Annotated in this window: 21 protein-coding genes; 8 read left to right on the forward strand and 13 right to left on the reverse strand. The window is 69.7% G+C overall.

The annotated features are described in order from the left end of the window. The 4 genes from A9X04_RS21725 to rimP form a co-directional block, all read right to left on the reverse strand. A partial coding sequence (locus tag A9X04_RS21725) for a translation initiation factor IF-2 N-terminal domain-containing protein (RefSeq protein WP_197509286.1) occupies positions 1–325 on the reverse strand: 325 nt, incomplete at its 3' end. A 74-nt stretch (positions 326–399) separates the two neighbouring features. Further along, entirely contained in the window at positions 400–771 is a 372-nt protein-coding gene (locus A9X04_RS29955) for a YlxR family protein (protein WP_082972794.1), read from the reverse strand. Between the two features lie 93 nt (positions 772–864). Further along, entirely contained in the window at positions 865–1,920 is a 1,056-nt protein-coding gene (gene nusA, locus A9X04_RS21730) for a transcription termination factor NusA (RefSeq protein WP_067924858.1), read from the reverse strand. 49 nt (positions 1,921–1,969) lie between these two features. Then, a complete protein-coding gene (rimP, locus tag A9X04_RS21735) occupies positions 1,970–2,497 on the reverse strand; it encodes a ribosome maturation factor RimP (RefSeq protein ID WP_067924864.1) in 528 nt (175 codons plus the stop codon). A 204-nt stretch (positions 2,498–2,701) separates the two neighbouring features. Between rimP and A9X04_RS21740 the strand changes: the two genes are divergently transcribed. Both A9X04_RS21740 and A9X04_RS21745 read left to right on the forward strand, forming a co-directional pair. Then, positions 2,702–3,238 (forward strand): hypothetical protein, encoded by a 537-nt coding sequence (locus tag A9X04_RS21740; protein ID WP_067924907.1) that lies wholly within the window; start codon positions 2,702–2,704, stop codon positions 3,236–3,238. After that, the gene (locus A9X04_RS21745) at positions 3,235–3,681 is read left to right on the forward strand and encodes a ferritin-like domain-containing protein (protein ID WP_067924867.1); all 447 of its coding nucleotides are present in this window, start codon (positions 3,235–3,237) and stop codon (positions 3,679–3,681) included. The genes A9X04_RS21740 and A9X04_RS21745 overlap by 4 nt, the downstream gene beginning before the upstream one ends. A 19-nt stretch (positions 3,682–3,700) precedes the next feature. On the opposite strand, the gene A9X04_RS21750 is transcribed toward A9X04_RS21745, so the two are convergent. The 8 genes from A9X04_RS21750 to mqo form a co-directional block, all read right to left on the reverse strand. Next, positions 3,701–5,449 carry a proline--tRNA ligase gene (locus tag A9X04_RS21750; RefSeq protein ID WP_067924870.1) on the reverse strand — a complete coding sequence of 583 codons (1,749 nt, stop codon included), beginning with the start codon at positions 5,447–5,449 and terminating at the stop codon, positions 3,701–3,703. A gap of 161 nt (positions 5,450–5,610) precedes the next feature. Beyond that, positions 5,611–7,203, reverse strand: a complete 1,593-nt coding sequence (locus tag A9X04_RS21755) for an MFS transporter (RefSeq protein WP_067924872.1) — start codon at positions 7,201–7,203, stop codon at positions 5,611–5,613. Between the two features lie 33 nt (positions 7,204–7,236). Beyond that, complete coding sequence (gene cobA / locus A9X04_RS21760) at positions 7,237–8,442, reverse strand: uroporphyrinogen-III C-methyltransferase (protein WP_067924875.1); 1,206 nt, start codon at positions 8,440–8,442, stop codon at positions 7,237–7,239. Positions 8,443–8,523: 81 nt separating this feature from the next. Next, the gene (locus A9X04_RS21765; protein ID WP_067924879.1) at positions 8,524–9,888 is read right to left on the reverse strand and encodes a cobyrinate a,c-diamide synthase; all 1,365 of its coding nucleotides are present in this window, start codon (positions 9,886–9,888) and stop codon (positions 8,524–8,526) included. Continuing rightward, positions 9,885–10,499, reverse strand: a complete 615-nt coding sequence (gene cobO, locus A9X04_RS21770) for a cob(I)yrinic acid a,c-diamide adenosyltransferase (protein WP_067924882.1) — start codon at positions 10,497–10,499, stop codon at positions 9,885–9,887. Before cobO ends, A9X04_RS21765 begins: the two co-directional genes overlap by 4 nt. Before the next feature lie 15 nt (positions 10,500–10,514). After that, positions 10,515–12,350 (reverse strand): magnesium chelatase subunit D family protein, encoded by a 1,836-nt coding sequence (locus A9X04_RS21775; protein WP_067924885.1) that lies wholly within the window; start codon positions 12,348–12,350, stop codon positions 10,515–10,517. Continuing rightward, complete coding sequence (locus A9X04_RS21780) at positions 12,347–12,817, reverse strand: GNAT family N-acetyltransferase (RefSeq protein ID WP_067924889.1); 471 nt, start codon at positions 12,815–12,817, stop codon at positions 12,347–12,349. Before A9X04_RS21780 ends, A9X04_RS21775 begins: the two co-directional genes overlap by 4 nt. Continuing rightward, complete coding sequence (gene mqo, locus A9X04_RS21785) at positions 12,814–14,316, reverse strand: malate dehydrogenase (quinone) (protein WP_255396496.1); 1,503 nt, start codon at positions 14,314–14,316, stop codon at positions 12,814–12,816. The genes A9X04_RS21780 and mqo overlap by 4 nt, the downstream gene beginning before the upstream one ends. Positions 14,317–14,439: 123 nt before the next feature. On the opposite strand from mqo, the gene A9X04_RS21790 reads away from it, so the two are divergent. Beyond that, the gene (locus tag A9X04_RS21790) at positions 14,440–15,462 is read left to right on the forward strand and encodes an alpha/beta hydrolase (protein ID WP_067924892.1); all 1,023 of its coding nucleotides are present in this window, start codon (positions 14,440–14,442) and stop codon (positions 15,460–15,462) included. A 3-nt stretch (positions 15,463–15,465) separates the two neighbouring features. After that, positions 15,466–16,845 carry a mycothione reductase gene (gene mtr, locus A9X04_RS21795; protein WP_067924896.1) on the forward strand — a complete coding sequence of 460 codons (1,380 nt, stop codon included), beginning with the start codon at positions 15,466–15,468 and terminating at the stop codon, positions 16,843–16,845. Positions 16,846–16,882: 37 nt separating this feature from the next. Here the strand turns inward: mtr and A9X04_RS21800 are convergent, their stop codons facing one another. Continuing rightward, positions 16,883–17,347, reverse strand: coding sequence for a Fur family transcriptional regulator (locus A9X04_RS21800; RefSeq protein WP_067924917.1), 465 nt, complete (start codon positions 17,345–17,347; stop codon positions 16,883–16,885). Positions 17,348–17,514: 167 nt separating this feature from the next. On the opposite strand from A9X04_RS21800, the gene A9X04_RS21805 reads away from it, so the two are divergent. From A9X04_RS21805 to A9X04_RS21820, 4 genes are all read left to right on the forward strand, one after another. Beyond that, positions 17,515–18,630, forward strand: a complete 1,116-nt coding sequence (locus A9X04_RS21805) for a HoxN/HupN/NixA family nickel/cobalt transporter (RefSeq protein WP_067924899.1) — start codon at positions 17,515–17,517, stop codon at positions 18,628–18,630. A gap of 72 nt (positions 18,631–18,702) precedes the next feature. Continuing rightward, positions 18,703–19,038 carry a hydrogenase maturation nickel metallochaperone HypA gene (locus tag A9X04_RS21810; protein ID WP_067924901.1) on the forward strand — a complete coding sequence of 112 codons (336 nt, stop codon included), beginning with the start codon at positions 18,703–18,705 and terminating at the stop codon, positions 19,036–19,038. 28 nt (positions 19,039–19,066) lie between these two features. Further along, positions 19,067–19,837, forward strand: a complete 771-nt coding sequence (gene hypB / locus A9X04_RS21815; protein WP_067924904.1) for a hydrogenase nickel incorporation protein HypB — start codon at positions 19,067–19,069, stop codon at positions 19,835–19,837. A gap of 224 nt (positions 19,838–20,061) precedes the next feature. Then, positions 20,062–20,756: hydrogenase expression protein HypE (locus A9X04_RS21820; RefSeq protein ID WP_067924919.1), on the forward strand; the 695-nt coding region annotated here is incomplete at its 3' end.

A 20,756-nucleotide genomic window follows, 5' to 3' on the forward strand; every position in this document is an offset into this window, starting at 1 on the left:
GGACAACGACCGCCGCCGCCCAGGCGGCCCCGGCGCCCGCGGGTGCGCCGGCCGATTCACCGTTACCGATGGCCTTGTCGAGGGCCTGGTCGAGCGATTTGTCCGGCCCCTTGACGGGAGCCTTCGCGGCCGGCTTGGGCGCGGTCTTGTGGGGAGCCGACTTGCCGCCCCCGAACGATTCGCGCAGTCGACGAGCGACCGGCGCCTCCACCGTCGATGATGCGGATTTTACGAATTCGCCCTGCTCATTCAGCCGGGCGAGAACTTCCTTGCTGGTGACACCGAGTTCCTTGGCCAACTCGTGTACGCGGGCCTTACCTGCCACTACATCTCCTGTCTGAGAGGCGACAGTCGTGGGGCCGCGCCTCGGGAATTAGCTGTAACGCATAGGAATGCGAGTCATCGGGACTTCACGGTGTGCTCATGTTCTTTGCTGCCTCTTCTGTTGCCGGGCAAGTCGAGCGCTGCTAGAGACTCTAGGTGCTCGACCAACGCGGATGTGTCCGGTGGACGGTTGATGCGCAACGCTCTGGTGAAAGCCCGCCGCCGAATCGCCTGTTCCACGCACTGCGGCACGGGATGCAGCCACGCACCCCGCCCCGGCAGGCTGGTCCCGGTGTCAACGATCACGGCGTATTCGCCGTTCCCGTCCGGCACAGCCACGACGCGAAGCAGTTCGACGGCCAGCTCTCGCTTCCGGCACCCGACACACGTCCGGACTGGTCCGTCCACACGTTTGTGCGCCGAGACCGAAGGCTCACGCTGGATCACGGCTCAGTCTAGCGTCACTTATCCGATGGTCAGAACCGCCCGAGGTGCGGGCCGCCGCCCCGCGGGGCGGTGCCCCCGGGCCGGCCGGCCGCGCTAGCGGTCGTGCGCCATCCCGTGGGTGGCCCCGTTTTCGGGGTGACCCGCCGAATGCGGCTCCGATCCGCCGGGCGTGTCGCCGCGGATGTCGATGCGCCAGCCGGTGAGCCGGGCGGCCAGCCGCGCATTCTGGCCCTCCTTGCCGATGGCCAGCGACAGCTGGAAATCGGGCACCACCACGCGGGCGGCGCGGGCGTTCGGGTCGATGATCGACACGGAGACCACCTTGGCCGGCGACAACGCGTTGGCCACGAAGCGGGACGGGTCCTCGTCGTAGTCGATGATGTCGATCTTCTCGCCCGACAGCTCGCTCATCACGTTGCGGACCCGCTGGCCCATGGGGCCGATGCAGGCCCCTTTCGCGTTCAGGCCGGGGACGTTGGATTTGACCGCGATCTTGGAGCGATGGCCGGCCTCACGCGCCACCGCCACGATCTCGACCGACCCGTCGGCGATTTCGGGGACCTCCAGGGAGAACAGCTTGCGCACCAGGTTGGGGTGCGTGCGGGACAGCGTGATCAGCGGCTCCCGCGCGCCGCGGGTCACCCCGATCACGTAGCACCGCACCCGGTTGCCGTGCTCGTAGCTCTCGCCGGGAACCTGTTCGGCCGCGGGGATCACGCCCTCGGAGGCTTTGGTCTCAGTCCCCATCCGGACGACGACCAGCCCGCGGGCGTTGGCGCGGCTGTCCCGCTGAATGACGCCCGCGACGATCTCGCCCTCGCGGGTGGAGAACTCGCCGTAGGTGCGTTCGTTCTCCGCGTCACGGAACCGCTGCAGCATCACCTGGCGGGCGGTGGTGGCGGCGATGCGGCCGAAACCCTCCGGGGTGTCGTCCCACTCGCTGATCACGTTGCCGTCTTCGTCGGTCTCGCGGGCGACCACTTTGACGACGCCGGTCTTGCGGTCGATCTCGATGCGCGCGTCGTTCTGGTGGCCCTCGGTGTGCCGGTAGGCGGTGAGCAGCGCCGACTTGATCGTCTCGAGCAGCTCGTTGACCGAGATGCCCCGATCCACCTCGATGGCATGCAGCGCGGCCATGTCGATGTTCATCAGCGCCGCTCCTTCTCATCGCTACGCTCTGCATCGTCGCCGGCGCGGTTCATGTTCCGGCCTCCGTCCTGTCGGCCTGGCCCGCCAAGTCCAACTCCGCTTGAGCTGGGGGCGAAAACTCCACCTGGACAACGGCTTTGGCGATATCGGCGAGCGGGATCCGGCGCAGCCGATAGTCACGGCCCGCACGGACCACCAGTGCGACCGCGTCACCGCTCGTCTCGCCGATCCGGCCGGTCAGCCGCGAACCGTCGACGAGGACGACGTCGACCTTGCGGCCGCGGGCGCGGCGGAAATGCTTTTCAGTGGTCAGCGGGCGGTCCACCCCGGGCGAACTCACCTCGAGCACGTAGCGGTCCCCGAGGTCGTCGAGCCCGTCCAGCAAAGCCGACGCCGAGTGCGACAGCGTCGCGATGGTGTCCAGGTCGAGGGCTTTGTCGCCGTCGGCGATCACCGTGATCCGCGGCGGACGCGTCCGGGCGTCGACGACCACGTCCTCGATCTCGTATCCCGCGCGCGCGAACTCATCACCGAGTAGCTCGATCACCTGCGTCTGCGAAGGTAGCCCGGTGGTCACGGCGAGCTCCTCATCTTGAGTTGTCCGGTCAGCTGGAGGGCGTCGCCGCCCCGCTGGCTTGCGGGCGGCTCCAGTGTCCCGGCGGAACGCGAAGGCTGCCGTCCCGCGAGAGCCAGCTATCAACGATACGCCAGGAATCGCGTCTGACGGCCGGATCGCGTCCTGGCTTCGTACCCACCTCCGCACCGATGGCAGGATGTGTTTGTGTCTAGCGCAGATCCCGTCGTCAACCGGCGGGGTGTGCTCGCCGGCGGTGCGGCTCTGGCTGCGCTCGGGGTGGTCACCTCCGCCTGCGGCGAGTCCCCGCCCAAACCCCCGGCCGTCGAAGAGCTGCTGGGGCCGTTGGACCAGGCCCGCAAGGACAGCGCACTGGCCGGGGCGGCCGCGGCGGCCGTCGGCAACCCACCGCAGATCGCCGCTGCGCTGACGGTGGTCGCGAGCCAGCGCGCCGCGCACGCCCGCGCCCTGTCCACCGAGATCTCGCGGGCCGCCGGCAAGATCACCACGTCGTCGACGAGCGAGACGTCGGCCCCCGCCCCGAGCCCGGCCGCACCGGCCGGCCCACCGCCGCCCCCGCCGCCGGTGTCCGACGTCATCAACGCGCTGCGCGCCTCGGCGGACAGCGCCAACCGCCTGGTGGCGGGCGAATCGGGCTACCGGGCGGGGCTGCTGGCCTCGATCATCGCGTCCTGCACGGCGTCGTACACGGTCGCCCTGGTGCCCGGGGGCCCGTCGATATGAGCTCCGGTAAGGACGCCGACAACGCGGCACTGTGCGACGCGCTGGCCATCGAGCACTCGACGATCTACGGCTACGGCATGGTGTCGGCACTGTCGCCGCCGAGCGTGAACGGCATGGTGGTGGAGGCCCTGGCCCAGCACCGCCAACGCCGCGACGACGTGATCGCGATGCTGACGGCGCGCAAGGTCAACGCGCCCGTCGCCGCCGCCGGTTATCAGTTGCCCCTGCTGGTGGGCAGCGCGGCGGACGCGGCGCGCCTGGCCGCGCGGATGGAGAACGACGGCGCGTCGGCCTGGCGGGTGGTGATCGAGCACGCCGAGACGGCCGACGACCGCGCGTTCGCCGCGACGGCCCTGACGCAAAGCGCCGTGATGGCCGCCCGATGGAACCGCGTGCTGGGCGCCTGGCCCATCACGACGAGTTTCCCGGGCGGAAACGACTAGCGCCGCAAGGCTTTTCGCCCTATCCGGCCAGGGCGGCCGCGAGGTCGGTGGCCAGCGACGGCCCGGTGGCCAGCTCGCGGGTCTCTCCGGTGAAGCGGTCGCGCAGCTCCACCACGCCGTTGGCCCAGCCGCGGCCCACCACCAGGATCCAGGGCACGCCCAGCAGCTCGGCGTCTTTGAACTTGACCCCGGGCGACGCCTGCCGGTCATCGAGCAGCACGTCGACCCCCAGCCGGTCCAGGTCGCCGGCCAACGCGGTGGCCCCGGTGCGGGCGTCGGCGTCCTTGTTGGCGATCACCAGGTGGACGTCGAACGGCGCGATCGCCGGCGGCCAGCGCAGGCCCAGCTCGTCGTGGTGCTGCTCGGCGATCACCGCCACCATCCGCGACACCCCGAGGCCGTAGGAGCCCATGGTGAGCCGCACCGGCTTGCCGTCCTCGCCGAGCACGTCGGCGGCGAACGCGTCGGTGTATTTGCGGCCGAGCTGGAAGATGTGTGCGATCTCGATGCCCCGCGCCGAGACCAGCGGGCCGGCGCCGTCGGGAGACGGATCACCGTCGCGCACCTCGGCGGCCTCGATGGTGCCGTCGGCGGTGAAATCCCGGCCGACCACCAGGCCGACGACGTGCCGGCCCAGTTCGTCGGCCCCGGTGATCCAGCTGGTCCCGTCCACCACACGCGGGTCGACAAGATAGCGAACGCCGTTCTCGCGCAGCGCCTTCGGTCCGATGTAGCCCTTCACCAGGAACGGGTACCCGGCGAAGTCGGCGTCGTCGAGCAGCGCGTAGTCGGCCGGTTCCAGCGCCGCGCCCAGCCTCTTGTCGTCGACCTCGCGGTCGCCGGGCAGGCCGATGGCCAGCAGTTCCCACTCCCCGCCGGGCTGGCGCACCTTGAGCAGCACGTTCTTCAGCGTGTCGGCCGCGGTGACGGTGCGACCGAGGTCCGCCTGGTTGGCCCAGTCCACCAGGGTGGCGATGGTCGGGGTGTCACCGGTGTCGTGGACCACCGCCTCCGGCAGCCCGTCGATGGGTTTGGCCTCCGGGCGGGCGGTGATGACCGCCTCGACGTTGGCCGCATACCCGGACTCCAGGCAGCGCACGAAGGTGTCCTCGCCGACCGGGCTTTCGGCCAGGAACTCCTCGGACGCGCTGCCGCCCATCGCTCCCGAGACCGCGGACACGATCACGTAGCGGACCTGCAGCCGGTTGAAGATGCGCTGGTAGGCCTCCCGATGCGCGTGGTAGGCGGCCTTGAGCCCGGCGTCGTCGATGTCGAAGGAATAGGAGTCCTTCATCAGGAACTCGCGCACCCGCAGGATCCCCGCGCGGGGCCGCGCCTCGTCGCGGTACTTGTTCTGGATCTGGTAGAGCAAAACCGGAAAGTCCTTGTAGGAGCTGTATTCACCCTTGACGGTCAGGGTGAACACCTCTTCGTGCGTCGGCCCGAGCAGGTAGTCGTTGCCGCGGCGGTCCTTGAGGCGGAACACGCCGTCGCCGTATTCGGTCCACCGGTTCGTCGTCTCGTACGGCGCGCGCGGCAGCAGGGCGGGGAACAGGATCTCCTGCCCGCCGATCGCGTCCATCTCCTCCCGGACGACGGCTTCGATCCTGCGCAGCACCCGCAGGCCCAGCGGCAGCCAGCTGTACAGCCCGGGCGCCACGGGCCGGACGTAGCCGGCCCGGATGAGCAGCTTGTGGCTGGGCACTTCGGCGTCGGCGGGATCGTCGCGCAGGGTGCGTAAGAACAGCTGGGACATCCGGGTGATCACAGCGGGCCAGCCTAACTGGTCGAGGGTTCGTCGATCGCGGGCGCACGGCCGTCAGGGGACGAGGTGAATCTTCAGAAATTTGATATCGCCGGCGCTATCAAATCCGGCGAGCACCACATGGTTCCCGACGCGCGACAACGCGCCACGGCATGGGCGGTGAGCTACAGCTCGCCGGCGTCGATCGCTTCCTTGACCTCTTGTGCGTGGGCGACCTGTGCCGGCGTGTAGCCGATCAACAGCGCCGCAGCGCCGACAATGACGGCCACTCCGGCCACCCACAGCAGGCCGTAGGTATAGCCCTGGTCAAGCGCATGCAATTGCAGGTCGTTCATGATCTTCACCGGGCCGGTGGTGCCGCCCATGTACAGCGTGCGCGAGGTGATCACGGCCTGGATGACCGCCAGCACCAGCGGGCCGCCGAGGCTCTGCAGCATCAGCGCGATCGCCGACACCGGGCCGATCTGGTCGAAGCCGACCCCGGCGATCGCCGCCAGGGTGAGCGGGACTACGCAGATGCCGATGCCGATGCCGCCGACGATGATGGGCAGCACCAGGTTGGGGAAATAGGGCACGCCGCGGTGCATGAACGCCCAGCCGTAGAGCATCGCCCAGAACAGCAGAATCCCGCCGCCGATCGTCAACACCCGGGGCGAGAACCGCGACACCAGTTGCGAAGAGACGCCAAGGCCGATCCCCATCGCGATGACGAACGGGATGAAGCCGACCCCGGCGCGCAGCGCGCTGTAGCCGAGGATGTCCTGCACGTACAGGCCGATGCAGACGGTCAGGCTGAACATGAGCCCGCCGGCGAGGAAGATCGCGGCGAAGGTGACCAGCCGGTTGCGGTCGCGGAACAGGTCGAAGGGCACGACGGGGTTTTCGGCGGTGCGCTCCACGACAATGAAGGCCAGCGCCGCGGCCATGGCCACCACACCGGAGCCGACGGTGGTGATCGACACCCAGCCCTTCTCCGGCCCCATCGAGAAGGCGAAGACGGCGGCGGTGCAGGCCAGCGTGGCCAGCATGGCCCCGGTCGCGTCGAGCTTCATCCGCTCGCGGTTGGTCTCGCGCAGCGCGGTGCGGGCCAGGTAGATCATCACCAGCCCGATCGGCACGTTCACCAGGAACGCCAGCCGCCAGGACACCTCGGTCAGCGCTCCGCCGACCACCAGGCCCATCACCGACCCGATCGCGGTCATCGCGGCGAACACGGCCGTCGCGAAGTTACGCGCCGGCCCCTTCGGGAACGTGGTGGCCACCAGCGCCAGGCCCGTCGGCGAGGCGATGGCGGACCCGACGCCCTGGGAGAGCCGGGCGATCACCATGGTGGCCTCGTCCCACGCCACCGCACACAGCACCGAGGAGATGGTGAACAGCGCGACGCCGACGATGAAGGTGCGCTTGCGCCCGATCGTGTCGCCGAGCCGGCCACCCAGCAGCATCAGACCGCCGAAGGTGAGGACGTACGCGGTGATCACCCAGCTGCGGCCGGCGTCGGACAGGCTCAGCTCGTTCTGGATCCGGGGCAGCGCGACGATGGCGACGGTGCTGTCCATGGTCGCCAGCAACTGCATGCCGCCGATGGCGATCACGGCCGCGATGAAGCGACGCGAAGGCAGCCAGGCCGGATAGTACTTGCTGACGCGAGTGGAGGCGGTCTCCGCCGGGCGCGTGGCGCGCTCCGGGGCCGGACGATCGGGGCGCGCGGCGGTGAAGTTCCGCACCGCGCGCTCACTGTCGTTGAGGGCCGTCATAAAGGGTTACCTTACAGTAATCTTAAGATCCGTTTAAAGCCCGAAAGCCGCCACCGGCCCGATCACGATGATCGCGGGAGGTCGGATGCCCTCGGCCCGGATCTTTTCCGGCGTGTCGGCCAGGGTGGCCCGCAAAGTCTGCTGAGCAGCCGTCGTGCCGTGCTGCACCACCAGCACCGGTGTATCCGCAGGTCGACCGCCTTGTATCAGCGCTTCTGCGAAAAGCTCGATGCGCTCGACGGCCATCAGCAAAACAATGGTGCCCGTCAAGGCGGCGAGCGCATTCCAATTCACTAACGATTCGGGATGTCCAGGCGCCAAGTGGCCGCTGACCACGACGAATTCGTGATTGATGGCCCGATGCGTGACCGGCACACCGGCCAGCGCGGGCACCCCTATGGCACTTGTCACACCCGGCACCACGGTGACCGGGATCCCGGCGTCGGCGCACGCGAGCACTTCCTCGTACCCGCGGGCGAAGACGAACGGGTCGCCGCCCTTGAGGCGTACGACGAACTTCCCGGACCGGGCGCGGTCGATCATGACGTCGTTGATCGCGTTCTGCGCCATCGCCCGCCCGTAAGGGATCTTGGCCGCGTCGATGACCTCGACGTGCGGGGGCAGCTCGGCCAGCAGTTCCGGCGGCGCGAGCCGGTCGGCGACGACGACGTCGGCGTGGGCCAGCAGGCGGCGTCCGCGCACCGTGATCAGTTCGGGGTCGCCGGGGCCTCCGCCCACGAGCGCCACCCCACCGCGCACAACGTCGGAGCTCGCGGCGCTGTCCGTGGCGATGAGCCCGGCCTGCAACGCCTCCCGGATGGCCGAGCGGATCGCCGCCGACCGGCGGTGCTCACCGCCGGCGAGCACCCCGACCGACAACCCGGCATAGCTGAAGGACGCCGGTGTCACGGCCGTGCCCTCCACGGCGATGTCGGCGCGGACGCAGAACAGGTGGCGGCGTTCGGCCTCGGCGACCACCGCGGCGTTCACCTCGGGATCATCGGTGGCGGCGATCGCGTACCAGGCGCCGTCCAGGTCGCCGTCGCGGTATTCGCGCAGGGACAAGGTGATTCCGCTCATCACCTCGACCGACCTGGTGGCGCTGCGGGAGATGACGTGGACGTCGGCCCCGCTGGCGATGAGCAGGGGCAGCCGGCGCTGGGCAACCGTGCCGCCGCCGACGACGACGACCTTTTTGCCGGCCAGCCGCAGTCCAGCGAGGTAGGCGTTGTCGGTCACCGGGCAAGCCTAGTGGTTGGTGCTGTCGGCCCCGCGAGCGTGACGGCACTGCGAATTTCGGCGCGATTTTTCGCGGTGTGGTTACGCTCGCGCCGTCGCGGCGTGCGCGACGAACCGCGCGACGGCCCCCGGCGCCGCGGCCGGATGGGTGTGCAGGTAGGAGGCGTGCACGCCGGCGTGCACCACGCCGTCCCGCACGGCATCGGCGTCCGCGCCCCGGTACACCCAGGCGGGCTGGTAGCTGTCGCTGAAAGTGACTGCGGTCCGGTGGAATTCATGCCCCACCGCCCGCTGCCCGGCGGAATACAGCGATGAATCGGCCACCGCGACCGCGTCACGGTAGGCCAGCGTCAGCTGCGGGGTGAACCGCGCCGACCCGGCCAGCACCCCGCACATCGGGTAGCCGTCGAGTTCGGTGGCCAGATAGATGAGGCCGGCGCACTCGGCGTGGATGGGCGCGCCCGCGGCGGCCAGCTCGTTGATCTGGCGGCGCACGGCGTCGTTGGCGGAGAGTTCCGCGGTGAACTGTTCCGGAAAGCCCCCGGGCAGCACCACCGCGTCCGTCCCGTCGGGCAACTCCTCGGCCAGCGGGTCGAATTCGACGACGTCGGCGCCGGCGGCGCGCAGCAGCTCGGCATGCTCGGCATAGGCGAAGGTGAACGCCTTGCCCGCCGCCATCGCCACGGTGGCCCGCCGGCCCGGCGTCTCCCCCACCGCCGCCGCCGGGTCCCACGGCGGGGCGGCCCGGCTCGCGGCGACGGCCGCCACGGCCGCCAGGTCGACGTGGCGGGCGATGAGGTCGGTCATCGCCTCGACCGCCTGCCGCGCCCGCCGCCCGTACTCCGCCGCGGTGACCAGACCCAAATATCTTGTCGGAAGCTCCAATTCGGCCGTGCGCGGGATGGCGCCCAGCACCGCGACGCCCGCCTGCTCGCAGGCCTGCCGCAGCACGTGCTCGTGCCGGGCCGAACCGACCCGGTTGAGGATCACGCCGCGGACCCGCGTCGCGGTGTCGAACGTCGAAAAGCCTTGTAGCAGAGCGGCGATGCTGTGGCTCTGGCCGCGCGCGTCGACGACCAGGACGACGGGGGCGCCGAGCAGGCCGGCGACGTGGGCGGTGGAGCCCTCCGCGGGGCCGGCGGCGGCGGGGCCGATCCGCCCGTCGAAGAGCCCCATCACCCCTTCCACCACCGCCATGTCGGCGCCGCCGGCCCCATGGGCGTACAGCGGGCCGATGAGGTCCTCGCCGACCAGCACCGGGTCCAGGTTGCGGCCGGGACGCCCGGCCGCCAGGCCGTGGTAGCCGGGGTCGATGAAGTCGGGGCCGACCTTGAACGGCGCCACCACATGACCCGCCCGCCGCAGGGCGCCGATCAAACCCGTTGCAACGGTGGTCTTTCCGCTGCCTGACGCCGGCGCGGCGACGACGACCGCGGGGACACTCACCACTCGATGCCCTTCTGACCCTTGCGGCCCGCGTCCATCGGGTGCTTGACCTTGGTCATCTCAGTGACCAGGTCGGCGGTGTCGATCAACCGCCGCGGGGCATCCCGCCCGGTCACCACCACGTGCTGGTGGCCGGGCCGCGCCAGCAGCACGTCCACCACCTCGTCGACGTCCACCCAGCCCCACTTCAGCGGGTAGGTGAATTCGTCGAGTACGTAGAAATCGTGGCGCTGCGCGGCCAGCCGGCGGGAGATCTCGGCCCACCCGTCGGCCGCGGCCGCGGCGTGATCGAGCTCGCTGCCCGCCTTGCGCGACCAGGACCAGCCCGCCCCCATCTTGTGCCATTCGACCGGCCCGCCCACGTGGTGCTGTTCGTGTACGCGCCCGAGTTGCGTGAAGGCGGTCTCCTCGCCCACTTTCCATTTGGCGCTCTTAACGAATTGGAACACCGCGACGGACAGTCCGGCGTTCCAGGCGCGCAGCGCCATCCCGAATGCGGCCGTCGACTTCCCCTTGCCGGGGCCGGTGTGGACCGCCAGCACCGGGGTGTGGCGCCGGGCCCTGGTGCTCAGGCCGTCATCGGGGACCTGAAGCGGGCGGCCTTGGGGCATGAGCGATTACCTTTCTCAGGCCGCGTTGCGCACGGCGCGCGTCAGGGAGTCCGCGTGCAACTGCTCCAGGCGCACGGCCGGCGCGCCGAGCTGGCGGGCCAGTTGCCCGGCCAGACCCAGCCGCACATAAGACGTTTCGCAGTCCACCACCACCGCGGCGGCGCCCTCGGCCGCCAGCCTGGCGGCCGCGGACCGGCTGCGGGCCAACGGATCCGGCCCGGCGGTGGCCCGGCCGTCGGTGAGCACCACGACCAGGGCACGCCGGGCCCGGTCGCGGGCCTTCTCCCGGACGATCAGCTGCCGCGCGGCCAGCAGCCCCTCCGCGAGCGGGGTCTTGCCGCCGGTGTCGAATCGGGCCAGTCGCCGGCCGGCGATGTGCGCCGACGACGTCGGTGGCAGCAACAGCCGCGCCTCCTGCTGGCGGAACGTGATCACGGCGACCTTGTCGCGGCGCTGGTAGGCGTCGCGCAGCAGCGACAGCGTCGCGCCGCTCACCGCGGCCATCCGGTCGCGCGCTGCCATCGAACCCGACGCGTCCACGACGAAGATCACCAGGTTGCCTTCGCGCCCTTCGCGGATCGCCCGCCGCACGTCATCCGGGGCCGGCCGCAACGGTCCGGCCGCGGCGCGCTCGGCGGCCGACAGCAGGGTGGCGAACAGGTGCAGCCCGTGCGCGCCCGAGCCGGTGTCATTGCCGTCGGCGGCCGCGACGACGCTGCCCGCGGAGTTGCGGGCCCGCGAGCGCCGCCCGGGCGCTCCCGCGCCGACGCCGGGCACCGTCAGCGCCTTGGTGCGGAAGGTTTTCGACGGCGGCGCGCTGGGCCTGGGCTTCGTCGGTGCCGGCGAATTGGCTTGCGGCGCGCTCACATCGGCGGAGTCGCCGCTCCCGCTGGGCGGCTGGGGGTCGGGGTCGGGGTCGGGCTCGCCGTCGCCGGCTTGCGCCAGCGCGTCGTCCAGCTGATCGCGGTCGAGGCCGGGGTCGTCGAACGGGTCCCGCCGGCGCCGGTGCGGCAATGCCAGCTCGGCGGCGACCCGGACGTCTTGCTCCTCGACGGACGTGGCCCCGCGCCAGGCGGCGTGCGCGACGGCGGTGCGGGCCACCACCAGGTCGGCCCGCATCCCGTCGACGTCGAACGCCGCGCACACCGCGGCGATGCGCCGTAATTCGTTGTCCGGCAACACCACCTGACCGACCAGCGCCCGCGCGTCGGCGATCCGGCGGGCCAGCTCGGCCTCGGCGTCGGCGTAGCTTTCGGCGAATGCGTCGGGGTCGGCCTCGTAGGCCATGCGCTGGCGGACGACCTGGACCCGCACGTCGACGTCGCGCGACGCGTGCACGTCGACGGTGAGACCGAACCGGTCCAGCAGTTGCGGGCGCAGCTCGCCCTCTTCGGGATTCATGGTGCCGATCAGCACGAACCGGGCCTCGTGCGAATGGGAGATGCCGTCGCGTTCGATGTGCACCCGGCCCATCGCGGCGGCGTCCAGCAGCACGTCCACCAGATGGTCGTGCAGCAGGTTGACCTCGTCGACGTAGAGCACCCCGCCGTGGGCGCGGGCCAGCAGCCCCGGCGAGAAGGCATGCTCGCCGTCGCGCAGCACCCGCTGCAGGTCCAGCGAGCCGATCACCCGGTCTTCGGTTGCGCCGAGCGGCATTTCGACGAGTCCGGTCCCCTCGCTACCGTTGGCGGCGGACAGCAGCGCCGCCAGACCGCGCACGGCCGTCGACTTGGCCGTGCCCTTTTCGCCCCGGATCAGCGCGCCGCCGATCTCCGGTCGAACCGCGCACAACAGCAGCGCCAGGCGCAGCTGGTCGTGCCCGACGATCGCGCTGAACGGATACGGCCTCACGGTAGCTCCGTCAGGCCGGAGCCCGGGCGCAGCATCGGCACGTGCGGGACGCCGTCGTCGACGAAATCATCACCGGCGCGCACGAAGCCGTGCTGGGCGTACATGTCGGCCAGATAGGTTTGCGCGTCGATCCGGCACGGGTAGTCGCCCACCTCGGCCAGGGCGGCGCGCAGCAGCCGGGTGGTGTGGCCCTGCCCGCGGGCGCTGCGTTTGGTGCACAGCCGGCCGATCCGGAACGTCTTTCGGCCGCCGGCGTGCTCCTCCATCAAGCGCAAGGTGCAGATCACCTCGCCCTCGGGCGTCTCGAGCCAGAAGTGCCGCGTCTCGGCGAGCAGGTCGCGCCCGTCGAGCTCCGGGTACGGGCAGGCCTGTTCCACCACGAACACCTCGACCCGCAACTTGAGCAGCTCGTAAAGGGTCCGCGCGCCAAGGTCTTTGGCCCAGGACCGACGCAAAGCTTCACTCATGACCGAACCCCCGAATCGGACCTCAACCCCAGCACGTCTGTGCTCCAGGACCACACCTCGTCGTACAGCGCCGGCTCGTTGGACAGCTCGACGCCCAGCGACGGCACCATCTCTTTGAGCGCGGGCAGCCAGGAGCGGTAGCGGTCGGCGAAGCACCGCTGCAACACCTCGAGCATGGCCGACACGGCCGTCGACGCTCCCGGAGAGCCGCCCAGCAGCCCGGCGATGCTGCCGTCGGCGGCGGCCAGCACGGTGGTGCTGAAATCCAGCACGCCCCCCTTGCGCCTGTCGCGCCGGATCACCTGCACGCGCTGACCGGCCACGGTCAGCTCCCAGTCGGAATCCACCGCGCTGGGCGCGAATTCGCGCAACGCGTGGATGCGGTCCGGTTCGGACAGCCGCAGCTGGCCGATCAGGTAGTTGACCAGCCTCAGCTGGGTGAGGCCCACCCCAAGCATGGACACCACGTTGTCGGGTTTCACCGAGCGGGGCAGGTCGGACAGGCGGCCGTGCTTCAAGAACTTCGGCGACCAGCCGGCGTACGGCCCGAACACCAGCCACGGCTTGCCGTTGACGAACCGCAGGTCCAGGTGCAGCGCGCCGAGCGGCGGGGCTCCCGGTGCCGGCACCCCGTACACCTTGGCCCGGTGGGCGGCGACGAGCTGTGGGTTGTCGGTGCGCAGGAACCGGCCACCGATGGGGAATCCGGCGAAGCCCCTGACCTCTTTGATGCCGGACTTCTGCAGCAACGGCAGCGCATCGCCGCCGGCACCGACGAAGACGAATTTGGCGTTCAGCCGGTGCTTCTCGCCGGTGCGCCGGTTGCGCAGCAGCAGCGTCCAGGTGCCGTCGGACTGCGGTGTCAGATCGCGGACCTCGTGGCCGAACAGCGCGGTCGCGCCGCCCTGCACGCAAAAGCCGACGAGTTGGCGGGCCAGCGCACCGAAGTCCACGTCGGTGCCGTGCGAGGCCCAGTTCAGGGCGGTCGGCTCGGAGAAGTCGCGCCTGGCGGCCATGAACGGCAGCCGGCGGGCGAACTCGCTCGGGTCGTCGATGAATTCGGTGCCGGCGAACAGGGGGTTGGGCGCCAGGGCCCGCTGCCGTCGGCGCAGAAACTCGACGCGCCGCGCGCCGCGGACGAAGCTCACGTGCGGAAGCGGGTTGAGGAAGCCGGTGTCGGTCAACATCCCGTTCTCGACGGCGTACGCCCAGAATTGGCGGCTCACCTGGAACTGCTCGTTGATGCGCACCGCCTTGGTGATGTCGATCGAACCGTCGGCGTTCTCCGGGGTGTAGTTGAGCTCGCACAGCGCGGAATGCCCCGTGCCGGCGTTGTTCCAGGGGCTGCTGCTTTCCGCGGCGACGGCGTCCAGCCGCTCGACAACAGTCATCGACCAGTCGGGCTGCAACCTGCGCAGCAACGCACCCAGCGTTGCGCTCATGATGCCCGCGCCCACCAGCACGACGTCCGTGCGTGCGGTTCTGGCTAGCGACGACACCTGCTCCTTGGTCCTTTCCTCGACTGCGCCGACACTCAGGCTATCCCGAGGTAAACCCGGCACGAACGGCATGCGCCCCCCGGTGGCCAGCAAAACCTCTAAGCTGGCCTGGTGAGTGGCGGGGTGACTGGCTGGGAACCCGATGTCCTGCCCGGCTATTGGCAGCGCACCATCCCCCTCGGGCCCGACCCGGTCGGCGAAGGGGAGATCGTCGCGACGCTGATCCGGCGCGGTGAGCCGGCCCGGCGGCCCGGCCCGGGCCACGCGGTCCTGGCCGTGCACGGCTACACCGATTACTTCTTCAACACGGCGCTCGCCGATCACTTCGCCGATCGCGGCTTCGCCTTCTACGCGCTGGACCTACAGAAATGCGGCCGGTCGCGCCGCGACGGGCAGACGCCGCACTTCATCACCAATCTCGACGACTACGACGCCGAACTCGAACACGCGCTGGCCGTCATCCGGGAGCACGACCGGTCCCCGCGGGTTCTGGTGTACGGCCATTCCGCCGGGGGGCTCATCGTGTCGTTGTGGCTGGACCGGCTTCGCCGCCGCGATGCCGCGGCCCACGCCACCGTCGGGGGGTTGGTGCTCAACAGCCCGTTCTTGGACCTGCACGGCCCGGCGGTCCTGCGGCTGCCGGTCACCTCGGCGCTGATCGCCGGCCTGTCGCGGGTGCGCTCCAAGGGGGTGGTCCGCACACCCACCGAGGGCGGTTACGGCACCACCCTGCACCGCGACTACCACGGCGAGTTCGACTACGACCTGCAGTGGAAACCGTTGGGCGGCTTCCCCATCACGCTCGGCTGGCTCAACGCCATCCGCCGCGGCCACGCCCGGTTGCACCGCGGGCTCGACGTCGGGGTGCCCAACCTGATCCTGCGCTCGGATCACACCGTGCGAGAGACCAGCGACGCGACGTCCATGCAGTGCGGCGACGCGGTGCTCGACGTCACCCAGATCGCCAGGCGGGCCGGCTGCATCGGGAATCACAGCACCATCGTTCCCATCGGCGACGCCAAACACGACGTCTTCCTGTCGCTGCCGCAGCCCCGGCAGGCGGCCTATCGCCAGCTGGACCTCTGGCTCGACGACTACCTCGACGCCGAACGCACGGACGCCTCGCCCTCATCGAGGAAGAGCTGACGGGTGGAGACGTACGACATCGCGATCATCGGAACCGGTTCGGGCAACATGCTTCTCGACGATCGCTTGCTGGCCAGGCGCGCGGCGCTGTGCGAGCACGGCACGTTCGGCGGGACCTGCCTCAACGTCGGGTGCATCCCGACCAAGATGTTCGTCTACGCCGCCGAGGTCGCCACGACGATCCGCGACGCCGCGCGCTACGGGATCGACGCACACATCGACCGGGTGCGCTGGGACGACATCGTCTCGCGCGTCTTCGGCCGGATCGATCCGATCTCGATGAGCGGGGAGGACTACCGCCGCGCATCACCCAACGTCGACCTGTACAGCCAGCACACCCGGTTCGGACCGGTTCAGTCCGACGGTCGCTACCTGTTGCGCACCGATGCCGGTGACGAATTCACCGCAGAGCAGGTGGTGATCGCGGCTGGGTCGCGCCCGGTGATTCCGCCCGCGATCGCCGACTGCGGCGTCGCCTATCACACCAGCGACACGATCATGCGGATCCCCGAGCTGCCCGAGCACCTCGTGATCGTCGGAAGTGGCTTCGTCGCCGCCGAATTCGCCCACGTCTTCTCCGCCCTCGGCGTCCACGTCACGCTGGTGATCCGTGGCGGCTCCATGCTGCGGCACTGTGACGACACCCTGTGCAAACGCTTCACCCGTATGGCCGCGTCCAAATGGGAGCTGCGCACCCACCGCAACGTCATGGGGGGCACCGACAACGGCTCGGGCGTCTCGCTGCGGCTCGACGACGGGTCCACGCTGAACGCCGACCTGCTGCTGGTCGCCACCGGCCGGGTGTCCAACGCCGACCTGCTCGACGCCGAACAGGCGGGCGTCGACGTCGAGGACGGCCGGGTGCTGGTCGACGAATACCAGCGGACCTCGGCGCGTGGCGTCTTCGCCCTCGGCGACATCTCCTCGCCGTACCAGCTCAAGCACGTCGCCAACCACGAGGCCCGCGTCGTGCAACACAACCTGCATTGCGACTGGGACGACACCGGGTCGATGGTGATGACCGATCACCGCTACGTGCCGTCGGCGGTGTTCACCGATCCGCAGGTGGCGACCGTCGGTCTGACCGAAAACCAGGCCATCGCAAAGGGATTCGATATCTCCGTCGCGATACACGATTACGGCGATGTGGCCTACGGGTGGGCGATGGAGGACACCACCGGGATAGTCAAGCTGATCGCCGATCGGAACACCGGCCGGCTGCTGGGGGCGCACATCATGGGCCCACAGGCGTCGTCGATCATCCAGCCGCTGATCCAGGCCATGAGTTTCGGGCTGACCGCCCCGCAGATGGCCCGCGGACAGTACTGGATTCATCCGGCGCTGCCGGAGGTTGTCGAGAACGCGCTACTGGATCTGGGCTAGTGGCGATCGCAAGCACGGCGTAGCCGGGCGCCGCGGGTCAGCGCCGCTGGCACCGGGGGCACAGGCCGTGCAGCGTCAGGCCCGCGGCTTCGGACAGCGCGAAGGAACTGCCCGCCATCGCGTGTTCCAACGCCGAACTGAGCTGCCGGGCGGGCACCTCGATGATCGAGCCGCATTCGGTGCACACGGCGTGGTGGTGCGGCGCGGTGGCCATCCCGTAGGTCGTGACGCCGCCGTCCAGCGCCAGCGCGTGCAACACCCCCTGCCCGACCAGGGTGGTCACCGTGCGGTAGATGGTGGCCACGTCGGGTGCGTGCGCGCCGTGCGGGAGGCAGGCCTGCACCCGCTTGTGGATCTCCGCCACCGGCAGATGCCCGTCCACCGGCTCGAGCACGGCCAGCACCTGGATCCGCGACGACATCCGCCGCAGCCCCCTGGCGCGCAGCAGGTCGCCGATCCGGGCGGTGACGGAGGGATCCAATGCTGACGGCTGGGGCGTCACCCGTTCAGTGTCGCGCCGCCGCCCTGGGCGCGCCAGTTTTCCGCCGAATTGGGCCCGCGCACCGGCCATGGCGATTCCTGCGACCCACTTGCATGTAGTTGACCGTGGCGCAAACCGGCACATACAGTCGTGCCGGTTGCTCCCCTCCCGATGCTGGAAGGACCCCGGTGACCAGTACCGAGCTCGACCGGCGCCCGTCATGGACGACCCGGCTTCGCAGCGCCCTGAGCCCGGCGGAGTGGTGGCGGCTCGCCGCCATGCTGACGGTCATCGTCGGGCTCCACGTGGTCGGCTGGTTCACCCTGGTGGCCTTGGTTGCGCCCGCACAATTCAGCCTCGGCGGCAAGGCATTTGGTGTCGGCATCGGGCTGACGGCCTACGCCCTGGGCATGCGGCACGCGTTCGACGCCGACCACATCGCGGCCATCGACAACACCACCCGCAAACTGATGAACGACGGGCAGCGGCCCCTGGCCGTCGGATTCTTCTTCTCGCTGGGCCATTCCACGGTGGTCTTCGGGCTGGCGGTCCTGCTGGCGTCGGGGGTCAAGACCGTCGTCGGACCGGTCCGGGACGACTCGTCGAACCTGCATCACTACACGGGGCTGATCGGCACCGGCGTCTCCGGCGTGTTCCTGTATGCGATCGCCCTGCTCAACGTCGTCGTGCTCGTCGGCATCCTGCGGGTGTTCGCCCGGCTGCGCCGCGGCGACTACGACCCGGCCACCGACGGAGCGGAGCTGGAACGGCAGCTGGACAACCGGGGCCTGATGAACCGGATCCTCGGCCGGTTCACCAAGTCGATCACCCGGTCGTGGCACTCCTACCCCGTCGGGCTGCTCTTCGGGCTCGGCTTCGACACCGCCACCGAGATCGCGCTGCTGGTTCTGGCGGGCACCAGCGCGGCCGCCGGGTTGCCCTGGTACGCCATCCTGTGCCTGCCCGTGTTGTTCACCGCCGGCATGTGCCTGCTGGACACCGTCGACGGCTCGTTCATGAACTTCGCCTACGGCTGGGCCTTTTCCAACCCGGTGCGCAAGATCTACTACAACATCACCATCACCGCCCTGTCAGTGGTGGTCGCGCTGCTGATCGGCAGCGTCGAACTCCTCACCCTGCTGCAAGAGCAGTTCGGCTGGCGCGGCCCGTTCTGGAGCTGGATCGGCGGGCTGGACCTCAACGTCGTCGGCTACTTCGTCGTGGGCACGTTCGTCGTCACCTGGGCGGTGGCGCTGCTGGTCTGGCGTTACGGCCGCCTCGAGCAGAAGTGGACGTCCTCCTGACACCGCTGCGCGGCCGGGCCGTCCGGGTGTAGAACAGAGCTCATGACCCTCGCTGGACGCCGGTGATCGCCGGTGCACGAGCTGTCGCTGTGTGAGGCGATCGCCGGTGTGGTCAAGACGCATGCCGACGGCCGGCACGTCGACGTGGTGCGCGTGCGGATCGGCGCACTGCGCCAGGTGGTGCCCGAATCGTTGTCGTTCTGCTGGACGCTGGTGCGAGACGCCGAGGACATGCCGGAGGCCGAGCTGGAACTCGAGTGCGTCGGCGCCGAGGTCCGCTGCCGCGCATGCGGCCGCCAATCGGAGATCACGTCGGCCTGGTCGATCTGGTGTCCGCAGTGCGACAGCTCCGACGTCGAGGTGTTGCGGGGCAACGAATTCTTGGTGACGTCGCTGGACGTATCGTGAAAAGTGAACGCTGCGAACGGGTTTGACCATGGGAAGATTTCATCGGCACGACGACGGAACCGTGCACGCTCACGAGCACGACGATCCTGAACACCGGCACGGCGATCACGGCCAGTACCGGACCGGCAAGCAGCGCGTCGACGTGCTGGAGGCGATCTTCGCGGAGAACGACCTGCTCGCCGACGCCAACCGGGCGGCGTTCGAGAGCAACGGGGTGCGCACGCTGAACCTGATGAGCTCGCCGGGATCGGGCAAGACGACCGTCCTGCAGGCGACGCTCGACGAGCTCGCCGGCGAGCTTGCCATCGGGGTGATCGAAGGCGACATCGCCACCGACCTGGACGCGGCCAAGCTCAGCGGCCGCGGAGCCCAGGTGTCACTGCTCAACACCAGCAACGGTTTTGGCGGCGAGTGCCATCTGGACGCACCGATGGTGAACCGCGCCCTGCCGGGCCTGGACCTTGCCGCGCTGGACCTGGTGATCATCGAGAACGTCGGCAACCTGGTCTGCCCGGCGGAGTTCGACGTCGGCGAGCACGCCAAGGCCATGGTGTACTCCGTGACCGAGGGCGAGGACAAGCCGCTGAAGTACCCGGTCATGTTCCGGTCGGTGGATGTGGTGCTGCTCAACAAGATTGACCTGGTCCCCTACCTCGATGCCGACGTTGACACCTACATCGAGCACGTGCGCATGGTCAACGCGACGGCGACCATCCTGCCGCTCAGCGCGCGCACCGGGGCCGGGATGGCCGCGTGGTTCGGCTGGCTGCGACGCTTCGCCGGGGAGCCGTCGGCCTAACGGTCCGTCTTGCAACGGTTTTGCATGACGCCGGCCGCCACGCCCGCCGACTCCCGGCCCGGCGGCACGAAACAGCTTGCAACGCTTGTCTAACTACTTGGTCCCCCAGAACCGTTGACACGCCCGGCAGTGAGGAGTAGACCCAAAAATTAGCGCTGCGCAAGTGGGCCGACGGTCGACTCCGGCGGCGCAGGGGCCTCAGCCCGGTCCCGGAAAGCTGCAGCATGCCAACAGAAGCAGCAGTCAAAGCGGAAGAAACGCTGATCCACGTTCTATGGATCAATGCGGGGCTCAGTTGTGACGGCGATTCGGTGGCGTTGACTGCCGCCACCCAACCCACAGTCGAGGAGATCGCCCTGGGCGCTCTGCCGGGACTGCCGAAGGTCGCCGTGCACTGGCCACTCATCGATTTCGAATGCGGACCCAGCGGGGGGGCGGACGACTTCCTCTCCTGGTTCTTCAAAGCCGACCGCGGTGAGCTCGAGCCCTTCGTGCTGGTCGTCGAGGGGTCCATTCCCAACGAGAAGATCAAGGACGAGGGCTACTGGTGCGGGTTCGGCAACGACCCGGCCACCGGCCAGCCGATGACCACCAGCGAGTGGCTCGACCGGCTGGCGCCCAAGGCCACCGCGATCGTCGCGGTCGGGACGTGCGCCACCTACGGCGGCATCCACGCGATGGCCGGCAATCCGACCGGGGCAATGGGCGTCCCCGACTACCTCGGCTGGGACTGGAAGAGCAAGGCCGGCATCCCGATCGTCTGCGTCCCCGGCTGCCCGATCCACCCGGACAACCTGTCGGAGACGCTGACCTACCTGCTCTACATGGCGACCGGCCAGGCACCGATGATCCCGCTCGACGACGCGCTGCGCCCCAAGTGGTTGTTCGGCAACACCGTCCACGAGGGCTGTGACCGCGC

It is taken from the genome of Mycobacterium sp. E3247, from assembly GCF_001667785.1.
Classification (GTDB): domain Bacteria; phylum Actinomycetota; class Actinomycetes; order Mycobacteriales; family Mycobacteriaceae; genus Mycobacterium.

Coding starts and splice junctions, on each gene's coding strand:
- hypB (WP_067924904.1), top strand. CDS start 19,067: ATGGGAAGATTTCATCGGCACGACGACGGAACCGTGCACGCTCACGAG.
- cobO (WP_067924882.1), bottom strand. CDS start 10,499: ATGCCCCAAGGCCGCCCGCTTCAGGTCCCCGATGACGGCCTGAGCACC.
- nusA (WP_067924858.1), bottom strand. CDS start 1,920: ATGAACATCGACATGGCCGCGCTGCATGCCATCGAGGTGGATCGGGGC.
- A9X04_RS21780 (WP_067924889.1), bottom strand. CDS start 12,817: ATGAGTGAAGCTTTGCGTCGGTCCTGGGCCAAAGACCTTGGCGCGCGG.
- A9X04_RS21745 (WP_067924867.1), top strand. CDS start 3,235: ATGAGCTCCGGTAAGGACGCCGACAACGCGGCACTGTGCGACGCGCTG.
- A9X04_RS21755 (WP_067924872.1), bottom strand. CDS start 7,203: ATGACGGCCCTCAACGACAGTGAGCGCGCGGTGCGGAACTTCACCGCC.